At 41.2% G+C, this 12206-nt stretch carries 20 protein-coding genes; 2 read left to right on the forward strand and 18 right to left on the reverse strand.

Translation table 11 applies throughout. The features are described 5' to 3' along the window. Positions 1 to 12: 12 nt before the first annotated feature. The 16 genes from ANME2D_RS16845 to ANME2D_RS07815 form a co-directional block, all read right to left on the reverse strand. Positions 13 to 648 carry a class I SAM-dependent methyltransferase gene (locus ANME2D_RS16845; protein WP_052368666.1) on the reverse strand — a complete coding sequence of 212 codons (636 nt, stop codon included), beginning with the start codon at positions 646 to 648 and terminating at the stop codon, positions 13 to 15. Further along, complete coding sequence (locus tag ANME2D_RS07745) at positions 641 to 1867, reverse strand: glycosyltransferase family 4 protein (protein ID WP_048090269.1); 1227 nt, start codon at positions 1865 to 1867, stop codon at positions 641 to 643. Before ANME2D_RS07745 ends, ANME2D_RS16845 begins: the two co-directional genes overlap by 8 nt. Beyond that, positions 1864 to 2184 carry a polysaccharide deacetylase family protein gene (locus ANME2D_RS07750; RefSeq protein WP_052368668.1) on the reverse strand — a complete coding sequence of 107 codons (321 nt, stop codon included), beginning with the start codon at positions 2182 to 2184 and terminating at the stop codon, positions 1864 to 1866. Before ANME2D_RS07750 ends, ANME2D_RS07745 begins: the two co-directional genes overlap by 4 nt. Before the next feature lie 18 nt (positions 2185 to 2202). Then, positions 2203 to 2460 (reverse strand): DUF2283 domain-containing protein, encoded by a 258-nt coding sequence (locus tag ANME2D_RS07755; protein ID WP_048090271.1) that lies wholly within the window; start codon positions 2458 to 2460, stop codon positions 2203 to 2205. After that, complete coding sequence (locus tag ANME2D_RS07760) at positions 2457 to 2708, reverse strand: DUF4258 domain-containing protein (protein WP_157834015.1); 252 nt, start codon at positions 2706 to 2708, stop codon at positions 2457 to 2459. Before ANME2D_RS07760 ends, ANME2D_RS07755 begins: the two co-directional genes overlap by 4 nt. 608 nt (positions 2709 to 3316) lie before the next feature. Continuing rightward, complete coding sequence (locus ANME2D_RS07765; RefSeq protein ID WP_048090276.1) at positions 3317 to 4702, reverse strand: RNA-binding domain-containing protein; 1386 nt, start codon at positions 4700 to 4702, stop codon at positions 3317 to 3319. Positions 4703 to 4757: 55 nt separating this feature from the next. Continuing rightward, positions 4758 to 5123, reverse strand: coding sequence for a hypothetical protein (locus ANME2D_RS07770; protein WP_052368670.1), 366 nt, complete (start codon positions 5121 to 5123; stop codon positions 4758 to 4760). Between the two features lie 23 nt (positions 5124 to 5146). Continuing rightward, on the reverse strand, positions 5147 to 5371 hold the full coding sequence (locus ANME2D_RS07775) for a DUF2283 domain-containing protein (protein ID WP_048090279.1): 225 nt from the start codon (positions 5369 to 5371) through the stop codon (positions 5147 to 5149). Then, positions 5353 to 5673: a hypothetical protein gene (locus ANME2D_RS07780; protein ID WP_052368671.1), complete on the reverse strand. Its 321-nt coding sequence runs from the start codon at positions 5671 to 5673 to the stop codon at positions 5353 to 5355. Before ANME2D_RS07780 ends, ANME2D_RS07775 begins: the two co-directional genes overlap by 19 nt. Before the next feature lie 23 nt (positions 5674 to 5696). After that, positions 5697 to 5900 (reverse strand): hypothetical protein, encoded by a 204-nt coding sequence (locus ANME2D_RS07785; protein WP_157834016.1) that lies wholly within the window; start codon positions 5898 to 5900, stop codon positions 5697 to 5699. Between the two features lie 10 nt (positions 5901 to 5910). Further along, the gene (locus ANME2D_RS07790; RefSeq protein ID WP_048090285.1) at positions 5911 to 6174 is read right to left on the reverse strand and encodes a hypothetical protein; all 264 of its coding nucleotides are present in this window, start codon (positions 6172 to 6174) and stop codon (positions 5911 to 5913) included. Next, positions 6175 to 6471: a UPF0175 family protein gene (locus ANME2D_RS07795; RefSeq protein ID WP_048090287.1), complete on the reverse strand. Its 297-nt coding sequence runs from the start codon at positions 6469 to 6471 to the stop codon at positions 6175 to 6177. It abuts the gene before it with no gap. Positions 6472 to 6509: 38 nt separating this feature from the next. Continuing rightward, positions 6510 to 6728, reverse strand: a complete 219-nt coding sequence (locus tag ANME2D_RS07800) for a hypothetical protein (RefSeq protein ID WP_048090289.1) — start codon at positions 6726 to 6728, stop codon at positions 6510 to 6512. Between the two features lie 12 nt (positions 6729 to 6740). Next, positions 6741 to 7070, reverse strand: a complete 330-nt coding sequence (locus ANME2D_RS07805; RefSeq protein ID WP_048090291.1) for a type II toxin-antitoxin system PemK/MazF family toxin — start codon at positions 7068 to 7070, stop codon at positions 6741 to 6743. Next, on the reverse strand, positions 7067 to 7255 hold the full coding sequence (locus tag ANME2D_RS07810) for a hypothetical protein (protein WP_048090294.1): 189 nt from the start codon (positions 7253 to 7255) through the stop codon (positions 7067 to 7069). The genes ANME2D_RS07805 and ANME2D_RS07810 overlap by 4 nt, the downstream gene beginning before the upstream one ends. Before the next feature lie 138 nt (positions 7256 to 7393). After that, positions 7394 to 7651 (reverse strand): hypothetical protein, encoded by a 258-nt coding sequence (locus tag ANME2D_RS07815; RefSeq protein ID WP_157834017.1) that lies wholly within the window; start codon positions 7649 to 7651, stop codon positions 7394 to 7396. On the opposite strand from ANME2D_RS07815, the gene ANME2D_RS07820 reads away from it, so the two are divergent. Continuing rightward, positions 7634 to 8224, forward strand: coding sequence for a metal-dependent hydrolase (locus ANME2D_RS07820; RefSeq protein ID WP_048090297.1), 591 nt, complete (start codon positions 7634 to 7636; stop codon positions 8222 to 8224). The two genes, ANME2D_RS07815 and ANME2D_RS07820, sit on opposite strands and share 18 nt — an antisense overlap. Here the strand turns inward: ANME2D_RS07820 and ANME2D_RS07825 are convergent. Together ANME2D_RS07825 and queC are read right to left on the reverse strand one after the other, a co-directional pair. Continuing rightward, positions 8162 to 9814, reverse strand: a complete 1653-nt coding sequence (locus ANME2D_RS07825; RefSeq protein ID WP_198527372.1) for a glycosyltransferase family 2 protein — start codon at positions 9812 to 9814, stop codon at positions 8162 to 8164. The genes ANME2D_RS07820 and ANME2D_RS07825 overlap by 63 nt on opposite strands. A 239-nt stretch (positions 9815 to 10053) precedes the next feature. After that, positions 10054 to 10734 carry a 7-cyano-7-deazaguanine synthase QueC gene (gene queC, locus ANME2D_RS07830; RefSeq protein ID WP_048090299.1) on the reverse strand — a complete coding sequence of 227 codons (681 nt, stop codon included), beginning with the start codon at positions 10732 to 10734 and terminating at the stop codon, positions 10054 to 10056. Positions 10735 to 10874: 140 nt separating this feature from the next. On the opposite strand from queC, the gene ANME2D_RS07835 reads away from it, so the two are divergent. Continuing rightward, entirely contained in the window at positions 10875 to 12191 is a 1317-nt protein-coding gene (locus ANME2D_RS07835) for a cyclic 2,3-diphosphoglycerate synthase (protein WP_048090301.1), read from the forward strand. Positions 12192 to 12206 lie beyond the last annotated feature (15 nt).

The following is a 12206-nucleotide window of genomic DNA, read 5'->3' on the forward strand; positions in this document are numbered from 1 at the left end:
AATTCTCTCGAATTATATCGGTAGCCTTGAATTTTTTATTATTCTAATAGTATAATCCTCAATTTCAAAATTACTTAGAAGTTTACGTAAACCATAATACGAAAGATGCTTTTCATAATATTCTTGCCCTTTGCCGGTTATTCGCAAATATAAATCTGCAATTGACTTAGGCAACCAGGATAAAAACGGTATATGGTAATGACCTTCAATAATACTAAATTTATTACCGGCTGAAAAAAAACAAAATCCCTCATCCTTTAATACTCGATATATTTCGCTCATCATTAGATGCGAATTAGTAACATGTTCATAGACGTGATTGCAGATTATTACATCAAGAGATTTATCCTTAAGTGGTAGACTTAATGCATCACCAGCTAATAAACATGCTTCCACATTCATAATTTTATGTGCTGACAGTATTGCATTATGATCTATGTTAATAACTATAGCTGTCCTAAAATGTTTAGATAATAGATTTACAATAATTCCAGCCGAACATCCAACTTCCAAACAAACAGCATTTTGAAAATCTATGCTTGAATAATTGCCTATTATACTCCATATTTTCTCAAACTTAGGTGTTCTTGAACCTAAACTTGATACGGCTGTATTAGTTTCAGAAAAATGACATTGATATTTATCCATTCTTGTGATTCTCCTCAATTGCGTGCTCATAAATCTCATGAAACTCTTCAATTACGTGATTCCATGAAAACTTCTCTCTTATTGTTTTCAATCCATTTTCCCTAAATTTCTTTGCCAAACTCTCATTAGTTAATAATTCAGAGATACTGTCTACTAAATCTCTTGAGGATTTTTCAGGGATTAAAAAACCATTATAATTGTGCTTAATGATATCTGTTACTCCACCCGCAGCGGTCCCAATTACTGGAGTACTGCAAGCCATTGCCTCTAATAGAACTACACCTAGACCATCACTTTGTCCATCAATGGTTATTGAAGGTAGAATAAAAACGTCTGAAGAAGCATAATATTTATACAAATCAAAATTTTTAATGTAACCTTCAAAAATCACATTATCTTTCAAGGATAAACTTTCTGTTAACTTTTCTAATTTTTCTTTTTCAGGCCCATCACCCACAATTACCAATTTAGCTTTAGGAAAATTTTTAATTACGTCCCTCATCGCAATTATTAAATATCCAATACCTTTTAGTTCTATCAATCTACTAACGCTTAATATGAGATATTTTGCCCTAAAATGCTCCTTTAGATTCTCATTATGTTCGGATCGAAAATAATTTATATCTATACCCATTGGCACAATATTAACTTTATTCTCAATATTGTTATTAATTGATAAGAGTAAATTTTTAGTATAGCTACTATTTGTGGTTATTCTATCCGAATTTTTGATGATAAAAGAACAAATAATTTTTAAGATTTTAGATTTTTTTATAGTATTTACATCGCTACCATGTACTGTTGCTATATGAGGAATACCAAAAATTCTGCGACAAATCGCCGCAACTAAACTACTCGGAAATAACCAATGGGAATGAATTATATCAATATCTTCTTGTTTTATTATTTTTATACTATTAAAAATTTCAGATAAAATAAATAGAGGCACCTGTATTTTTGCTAAATGGCTTTTTTTTATATTATATGGAATGCCATTTCCATATGTAAGTTTTTGAAGGCGATATGGGTAAAAATATGGAAATCGATATACTTTTAATCCACTAATATTTTCATGATATCTAGCACCTGGATCGTGAGGTGCTAATATAATAACCGATAGACCGTCATCTTTCAATTTCTTAGTCAATTCATAAATAAAATTTCCCGCAAAATCTCCGCTATATCGTGGAAATGAGCTAGTTAACACAAGAATTTTCATGATTCTTTAGCCTTCCCCAGAACCTCATAATGATATCCCACCTCATGCCCCATGCCTTCTATCTCTTTAATAAGTTCTGGTCTGAACACGCTGCCGTTCATTCTGAAATAATACGTTGCCCTGATCCCGAACTCCCGCTCCACCCTCGCAGTACCCAGCGCGCTTCCCGCCCTCCTGTCTATATCATGGCGCATCATGGCGAACCTGTCGGGCAGCTCCGCATCTTCGAAGTACTCTGCCAGCGTCAGGGTGGGATAGTGCTGCGCTATTGCAGAGCAGAGGGCGCGGAATTTTGTAAGGGTGAAATCGAGGGACATGAGACATCTCAATATATTTTATTGCCGCATTACCTTTTGCAGCCTCTTTCTATATGGAATATTTTCACCTGTGTTCACTTCTGTTATTTTATTTAAATATTTAAGAAGTTCACTAAAAACATTCTTTCTGGCTCTCCACAACTCAATACCAACTGGTTCATCGTTTTCTCCATATTCTATGAATAAATCCTCGGAAACTTCAACAGTGTCCTTTATTTCTCCTTCCCTGATTAACAGGTATAGTATATCTGAGTCTGCATCGTATCTGGTTATCATTTAATTCTCACCCATCTGCCTCTTTTCTCTCTCATTTTGATTATTTCCATCCTTGAAGTATCAATAACTGTGATCAATTTAATTCTTTCGCCTGATGAATATACAATTATAAGTCTGTGACCCGGCCTGGACTTTCGCTCACCAACAGCGACCAGATTCCCGGTTTCGATATCCAGAAATACACTTTCTGGATTTTTAATGATATCTTCAGCTTCAGATTTGGATATTTTCCTTTCCTTAAGCTTCATTTCTGCATGTTGAGAGCAATCAAAATCCATCGTATATCCCTTAATTCATCTGTCCCTATCGGGCAGCTCCGCACCTTCGAAGTACTCTGCCAGTGTCAGGGTGGGGTAGTGCTGCGCTATTGCAGAGCAGAGGGCGCGGAATATTGTTAGGGTGAAATCGAGGGACATAAGGTGTTTTACTTTCTATTCAAGTCGTGACATAACGATCAATTTAATATTGACATCAAATGAACGCGGATAAACGCTTAACAAATCTGCGTTCATCTGCGTTTATCTGCGGTTTTTTCATATATTTTGTTTTCTATAAATAGCTGTCACAAATTTAATTCTTTCGGTGATGTAAAATTCACATGATGGCTTTTTGGAGCTCTGGGGGTGTTCGGGGATCGCAGAGGCGCCGGTATATTTATAATTACATTTTAATAAATCTGTGGTGGAGGATGGATAATTAACACCGAACTCCCACGAACTGAAACGAACTCACGCAATCGGAGTTATGGAATATCCGTGCCGGATGCCCGCAATCAAGCTTTAGTTTATTGTTTTGTATCCGAAATTTATCTGGAATTACCGCAAAATAACTGCTTAATCGTTACCTAATCGTTACCCTAATCGTTACTTTTGATAACGTATTTTACTCCTCTTCCTTTTCCCATTATTGTAACGAATCCATTTTCTGCCATATCTTTTAACTCAATATACGCCGTTTTATTGGAAACGGAATTGAGATCCATATACTCCTTTCGTGTTATGAGCCCTTTTTTCTGTGCAAAGTATAATGCTTTTTTCTGCCTTTCATTTAGCCTATCTGAGATATCAGCAGCCTCAACATAAGTCGTTTCATTAATCTGAGATTCAAAGATAATTTTTGTTTCCAATGGATGCAGGTCGTAATATGGCTCCTTATTCCCCCAGTCTCCACATAACCTGCTCATCAACTTAATGCCTGAACCGTATTTCTCAATAAAACCCATATCATACATAAGAGAACAGAGAATTGGATTTACAGGCTTGTGTACTGGATTTTTTGGCGTCACCCCTTTGGGAAATGTACCTGGATTTATAATCTCTGCATATGTATCGAACAAAAACGCCCTAACATCCGCCGGTTCATCATAATTTCTGTGGATCAATGCATTGATCAGCGCTTCTCTCAATGCATCTATAGGATATTCAAATTTATCTTCCCTTTGAAAACTTGTAGGAACCCTCTTACTCAGCAACCTGATATTTCTCCTTATAAATTCCTCTGCCATATTCACAATTTCTCCGAGCGTCCCCCTACAATCGATTCTATCAATCACAGGCTGTGTTACATCAGTGCCCTTAAATTTAACAATCCGTAATCCAGAATTAATAAAAAATCTCTGCGGATTTTTACCAAAAAGCAATATTCCTGCATTTGTAGGTTTCATATAACCATTAGATGATTTTATCGCACCAATATTAATGAGCAGTTCCTCAAAAGCCATATCTTTCGGTTTAGCCACATTTCTGTTTCTATTTCTTTCATCCAAAAACCATTTCACTTTCACTTCATCAATATCATCAAGATTCGCATCTTCGCAAACCTTCTCGTCCCAATAAACCTTCGATGCCCCAAGAGCAAGATTCTTTATCCTTTCGTGTCCAAGTGTCTGATTCGACTTTCCGACCCGCATAAACGCCCTACCAAAAGCAAGAACTGGTTTTTGCATAGTCTCTTCAACATCCACAACAATAACCGGCTTTTCATGAACCTTCTCAATCCGAACAGAAGGACAGATAACAGGATCCGTATTCTGCTTAATCTGATTTGCCAGATTTTCAATTGTTCTTTTCCCACAATCAACTCCAATGATCTCACAATTATCTCCCACACCAATAAAAATTAATCCGCCATTTTTGTTCGAGAATGCAGAGATCGTCTCAACAATATCCCTCCAATCAGCAAGTGAGGTCTTAAATTCAGTAGTTTCAGATTCCCCCAGATTGATTACTTCAACAGTATTCATGGCCGCCTAATCTCTCCACCACCTCTAGATATTCCCAACATTGCCATAACCCGTCTTATTCTCTCCCTTGCCATTCCATCCCCGAATGGATTCTCCCGGTTTCGTCCCCCTTAGCCTTCCCAAGCACCTCATAATGATACCCCACCTCATGCTCCATGCCCTCTATCTCCCGCATTATCTCAGGTTGGAACACAATACCGTTCATCCTGAAATAATACGTCGCCCTTATCCCGAACTCCTGCTCCACCATCGCCGTACCCAGCGCGCTTCCCGCCCTCCTGTCTATATCGTGGCGCATCATGGCGAACCTATCGGGCAGTTCCGCACCTTCGAAGTATTCCGCCAGCGTCAGGGTGGGGTAGTGCTGCGCTATTGCAGAGCAGAGGGCGCGGAATTTTGTGAGGGTGAAATCGAGGGGCATATTATGTCTTCTTTAAATCTCATTTATGCGCAGCTCGTCGCTTCTGACGAGAGTGCTTTGAATTCAAGTGGAACATCCTCTTTAGAATAGTAAAGTACCTCTAATCCAATGACCTTGTTTTTCTTATCTTTCTTTAGAATAATACCTTCCCCCACTTCTTCGCAAACAACTTCTTTCCTGGGATCATCAAACCAGATATCCAGGGTCTCCATTTCTTTATTGTGGATTACTAATAGCTTTTTCTCCATATTTCTTCACCTTCTTTTAATCGATCTGTTATATATGTTGTTATAATAAATCCCTCCCCATTTAAATGCTTGCAAGCAACACAAATATAGCGGTTGCCTGTACTCTTGTAATAAAGGTAAACTCTTTCATCCTTGTTGCTTTTTCTAATAAATTCTGGATCTTTTAGGGTTTTGATTATTTCCTTTTCTTTACCCTCCATATTTGGATGCTTTACAGTTTTCACAAAATCCCAGTATTCTTTTGTAATTCTGATTTCTTTATATAATGGAGTTTTGACCTTGAAATAAATGTTGTCCTTCAATGTATCACCTATTTCTGACTACCTCAAAGATCCCGCTCCACCCTCGCAGTACCCAGCGCGCTTCCCGCCCTCCTGTCTATATCATGGCGCATCATGGCGAACCTGTCGGGCAGCTCCGCATCTTCGAAGTACTCTGCCAGCGTCAGGGTGGGATAGTGCTGCGCTATTGCAGAGCAGAGGGCGCGGAATTTTGAGAGGGTGAAATCGAGGGACATGAGACATCTCAATATGTTCTCTTCACTTATCCTCTGCATCAAAAATCTCTAATATCTCCTCTTTTCCTTTTATAATTGTATTATCTTTTACTTCGATATCTCTTAAAATGTCTAACTCAAAAATTTTATCAGGAAATGAGAAACCAATCCTCCTGGCGCGCAGAAGCTCAATGTAAACAGAACTGGTTATACAAATATCAGATTTTGGAAATATCTTTTTAAGGAGAGCTATTCTGTCTATCTTGGCAAAAGTGCTCGCTATATCGCAGTCTAAGATAATAGACATTCAGTCTCCCACTGCCTTAGATATCCTCTTCTTGCTCTCTTCCCTTGATCCCCCTGTCTCGATTCTAATACCTCTGTTGGAGAGAATCTCCTTAAATTCCTCAAGAGTCATTCCAGCTATGTCTGCTGCCTTCCAAAGGCTTACTTCCCCGTATTTATAAAGACCAACAGCAATCTCCACTTTTAGTGATGGTTTAGACTCAAGTAATGCTCTAATTGCGTCCGTTATAATATCCTCTTTAGAATGGTAAATGTTCATTCTCATTAATACATTAATTTCTTCTCTATTAATCGCCATCTTTTAATCACCTACCATATTTTATAGCTGCCTTTACATTATCCTTCACTTTCAATTGCTTTTACGCCCAATTCCTGCTCCACCCTCGCCGTACCCAGCGCGCTCCCTGCCCTCCTGTCTATATCATGGCGCATCATGGCGAACCTGTCGGGCAGCTCCAATCCTCCGAAGTACTCTGCCAGTGTCAGGGTGGGGTAGTGCTGCGCTATTGCAGAGCAGAGGGCGCGGAATTTTGTGAGGGTGAAATCGAAGGGCATATTATGTCTTCTTTAAATCTCCATTATCTTTTTTAGTTTTTGATTCACATCATTTTTGAGTTCTTCATCAAGTTCCCCAAGCTCGCCCACAATAAGGTCTTTCAATACAGTCGCAATTTTATCAAGTTTTATTATTGAATCTACTTTCAATCCTGCCCTTCTAAAACCCTTATGATTCTTCGTGACCAGAACATCCACTTCAGAAAGATCAGATTGGATTTTTGAAGATATGAATGCCAGTATTACATCTTCCCTGCCTTCATAGATTACCAGGGCTGGCCTGAGCTTTACGGCTGTTAGATCAGTAAATGGAAAAGGCACAAGGACAATCTTACCTTTCATTTATATCGGACCTTCAAATCCTCTATTTTATAGAGAATGGGTTCATCCTCAAAAAATTTATATAATGATGTTTCGGAAAGCTTCATGATAGCGGTAATTTCTCTGTCATAAAGGAGCTCGTCCATCTTTCTTGAGATCTCAATTACGTATTTTTTAATATCCCTGACTTCAGCATCTATGTTCATAATGTTTATAATATACCTTCCTTAATAATCAATTTTTCAGTATCTATTATTTGCATTATCAATCTTATCCAGACTGTGTTCTTTATTTCTGATGCCATTTGAATCACCTGTTTATATGATTATATATTTTATAGAAACTTATACATACTGTCTTATCCCCAACTCCCGCTCCACCCTCGCCGTAAAGAGCGCGCTCCCCGCCCTTCTGTCTATATCATGGCGCATCATTGCGAACCTCTCAGGCAGCGCTTTTGCTTGGAAGTACTCTGCCAGTGTCAGGGTGGGGTAGTGCTGCGCGACTGCACCGCAGAGGGCGCGGAATTTTGTGAGGGTGAACATGGAGAGCATTTTTGAAGTCCTGAAGCCTATAAGTATGTCATGTTCCTTTTCGGCCACCTCGGTATCACACTCGGGCTCTTCTTTATCCTCGGTTACCTTGTGCCCGGCATCCGGGGCAGGATCAATTACTGGTTCGTGGCACTTGGGGCCGTACTGCCCGACATCATCGACAAGCTACTCGGAAGGGTGCTCTTTGCTAATTCCCTTGCCAGCGGCCGCCTCATCGCCCATACGCTGATATTCATCCTCTTTCTTGCTCTTGTGGGTCTTTATCTCCACAGGCGCAGCAGGGATGCGCGCATGCTCCTTGTATCCGGCGCATCTTTGCTCCACCTGCTCGAAGACCACATGTGGGCGCAGCCTGTGACCTTTCTCTGGCCCCTGCTTGGATGGAGTTTTCCGCGGGGCGCAGCTTCTGATGACTGGATTGATTATTTCCTTGTTACGATCAGGAACTCTTATACCCCTGATTTCTCCTATGTTTTCATCTCCGAGATCATTGGATTTACCATCATAACGCTCCTCCTGGCATACCTGTTCTCCAGGACAAAAGCAGATCATCAGCAGTCACACCGTCCCGCTTCTGCTCTTATCAGCCTGCATATCAAAGAGCATCGCAAACAGAAGTAGCTGAGCGCCCATGAGCGTTATGAAAACAGCAAGCAGCGGGAAGTTGGGGGATACAGGGATTTGATACAATTTCTGGGATAATATCCACATGCTGAACAGAACTCCTGCCGGCACAAGCGCCATGCTCGCCAGGTAGAAGAACACCAGCGGGTGGAAATCCAGCACCATGTACTTTGTCTTCAACCGCCACAGGAACCCTCTGAAGATCATTGGCGCTACCTTCATGATATACCTTCCATACTTGATCTTGGACTTCTCCCTGCCGTAGCGCGCAGGCATCACCACATCCTCCACCCTCATCCCAAAGGTGTTCAGCTTTACCAGTATATCATTGCAGTATCCGTAATACGTGTATATGGAATCCAGGTTCAGTACCTCAAGCGCCTGTCTTGATATCGCCGTGTACCCGTTCTGCGGGTCAGTGATATGCCAGTACCCGCTGCCTATCTTTGTGATCATTGTAAGCATGGCATTGCCAAGGAACCTCCATTTGCTCATCCCGCTGCGGAAATTCCTGCTGATAAGCCTGTTGCCCTTGGTATAGTCAGCCCTGCCTTTGATGATCGGCATCAGTAGACGCGGGAGCTGCTCCGGGTCCATCTGGTTGTCCCCTGCCATGACCGCCACAATGTCCATATCCTCTTCAAGAGCAAGTTTGTAGCCTGTAATAATGGCTCCACCCACACCCAGGTTCTTCTCATGCCGTACAGATACGACCCTCGGGTCGGTCATATGCTTAATGATATCTGGCGTCCTGTCAGTACTGCAGTCATCAATGAGATATATCCTTTTAACGTATTCCGGGATGCCTTTGATGGTTTCCTCGATAAGGAGTTCCTCATTGTATGCCGGAACCACCACGCCTGTTCTATACAGGTCCAGCAGCCTGAGATCCTGATCTTTACTAAAATGCAGATTTTTGATTCTCAGGTTTGTATTCTTTGCATATGTGAGTATCTGCTTTGTAATATCCCCTACATTGTTTGAGGGCTTAAGCGTGTCCAGACACTTAACTGAATATGCAGCAAATCCAGGGTAATTACTATTGGATTTTCTTGTAGATAATTCTCCTTTTGTTAAAAATAAAATATTATTGTTATGCGAATTATTTTCAGTAGGTGAATGGCATACCACTGCATCGAACTCACCTCTTGTTATAGGACCAATAAGTTGCGGGATATTGTTCGGATCATGTGTGCCGTCACCATGCAGGGTAATAAGCATCCTGGCATCTTTTTCTGTTCTCAATATATTATCCAGTATGGGTATATGGCCATTATCAGATAGATCGATGACTTCGGCCCCTATTGATGTAGCCAGTTCAGATATAGATTCGTCTTTGTGATCGAGTATTACATATACTCTATCAACATATTTTTTTGTTATAGCGATAGTACTTCCCAGAGTAAGATAATTCAATCTATGGTTAATAATCCCGATGCTGATCTTTTTGCCGTTTATCTCGTTTTCTGATATCCCCGGCAGGCTGTGCTTGAGAGCATGCATCCCGGCAGGCCGGATCCTCCTGTAGATCCGTTGCTCTGGCAGATCATCCTCTTCCTGAAATTGCAGCGGGACTTTTTTTTTCATCGCCTATTTTTCACCACCTATACCCGCAGGATTTACGAATATCCGGGGTCCTTTTTTCTCCGGGATAAGAGCATCGTCCGCTCTTATCAGCGTTTTTTTAAAATATGAACCTTCATTATTATCATGTTATTAATAAAGTTTTCGCATGGTAATGATGAGTATAAAGATAAAAAAAAGTTCAGGTTATCTTCACATGAATATCAACACTCTGAACCCGGCTCAGGTCTTTTCTTATTTGATTAGTTTCTTAATCTCTTAAGCAATGGGTCCTCTGCACCTGCAATATCAAAAGCTCTCTTTCGCCTAAGACATGATTCGCATACCATGCAGGGTCTTTCATTGCCCTCATAACATGACCATGACCAATCAAGAGGTGCATCTATCTCAAGGCCCCTTTTGACTATCCCGGCCTTATCCAGGGAAATAAGAGGTGTATAAACTGAAACATGCGTAAGTGTACCGAATTTCAGCATCTCGTTAAAGCTCTCTACGAACTCAGGCGTGTTATCAGGGAAAGTTGCAGCTTCCTCGGCATCGAATCCTGTAGTTACCAGATCACACCCATAATTCTCCGCAAAAGCGGCTGCAACCCCGAGAAAAACCACATTGCGAGCAGGCACCCAGACCTGTCTGGCGGTTCTCCGGGTAATCTCTTTATCATCAAGATCAGAGCCTGATATCTCAGGCAGCTCTTCTTTACCTGTGAGTGCACCGCGAAATGACCTGTACCAGGGAAGGTCGATAATGATATGCTTTACCCTGAATCGCTCACAGATGGCTTTTGCGAACTCTATCTCCTTTTTCCTGGCTCTCTGGCCGTAATCAAAAGTCAGGCACAGCACCTCATCGCATTTATCGTATGCTTCCTTGAACGCAACAGTAGAATCAAGACCGGATGAAAGTAAAACTATGGATCTCATATCGAACCATTGACCCGGAGAATATTAAAACCTGACATAAGAACATCTGGTTACTCTTGAGTTCTTCAGAATAGTAATGTTTATAATCTCACATCTGGATGATTAGTTAAGATTAACCAATATAGCAGCGAGGTTAGTTAATGAGGACAAAAGTCATAATCATGGGCGCAGCCGGGCGTGATTTCCATAACTTTAATGTTTTTTTCAAGGATAATGAAGATTATGAGGTAGTGGCCTTTACAGCCGCACAGATCCCGGGAATCGCAGGGCGGGTTTACCCCGTGGAACTGGCAGGTTCTCTATATGAGAGGGATATACCTATCTATCAGGAAGAGGAATTACCCGGGCTAATAAAAGAGCAGGATATAGAACAGGTCGTTCTGGCTTATTCAGACCTCTCCCATGAAGCGGTTATGCAGAAAGCCTCACTGGTTTTAGCCGCAGGTGCTGATTTCAGATTAATGGGAACTAAAAGCACCATGCTCAGGTCAAATAAGCCGGTGATCTCAGTATGTGCTGTCAGAACCGGTGCAGGCAAGAGCCCTACCTCGCAGAAACTGGTGGATCTATTAAAAGAAAAAGGACTCAGAGTGGTGGTGGTGCGGCATCCCATGCCGTACGGGGACCTATTAAAGCAGGAATGCCAGAGATTCGCATCTATGGAGGACTGTATTCTTAATGAGTGCACTATCGAAGAGAGAGAAGAGTACGAACCATATATCTGCTGTGGGACTGTTGTTTATAGCGGCATTAACCATAAAAAAATATTAAGCATGGCAGAGAAAGAGGCTGATATTATAATCTGGGATGGGGGTAACAACGATCTTCCTTTCTATTGGCCCGATCTGCATATTGTAGTTGCTGATCCACTCAGACCAGGACATGAACTGACCTATTATCCAGGAGATGTAAATATACGTCTTGCGGATGTGGTTATTGTAAACAAGGTGAATTCTGCCAGAGAGGAGGATGTAGAACTGGTGATCAACAATATCAAATCCATAAATAATAGAGCAATGATCATAAAAGCCATGTCTGTGATAACCCCGGATGAACCTGAGTTGATAAGAGGAAAACGTGTTTTAGTTGTGGAGGACGGCCCTACCCTTACGCATGGAGGTATGGCCTTCGGTGCCGGGTTTATAGCTGCAAGAGAATACGGGGCAAAAGAAGTGATAGATCCAAGAGCACATGCGGTCGGATCAATCTCTAACACCTATGAGGAATTTCCCCATCTTGGTACTGTGCTTCCTGCTATGGGCTACGGTCCAATTCAAATGAAAGAACTGGAGATGACCATAAACGCTGCTGAATGCGATACTGTAATCGCAGGTACGCCAGTAGACCTTGGCAGCTTATTAAAGCTCAACAAGCCCGTTGTAAAAGTTAGATACCGTCTTCAGGAGATCGATACCAGGCTGGAGGATATCGTAGATAAATGGTTAGAATCAAGATGATGCTGTTTTACCTGG

Origin of the sequence: Candidatus Methanoperedens nitratireducens (assembly GCF_000685155.1) — an archaeon.
In the GTDB taxonomy this organism is placed as follows: Archaea; Halobacteriota; Methanosarcinia; order Methanosarcinales; family Methanoperedenaceae; genus Methanoperedens; species Methanoperedens nitratireducens.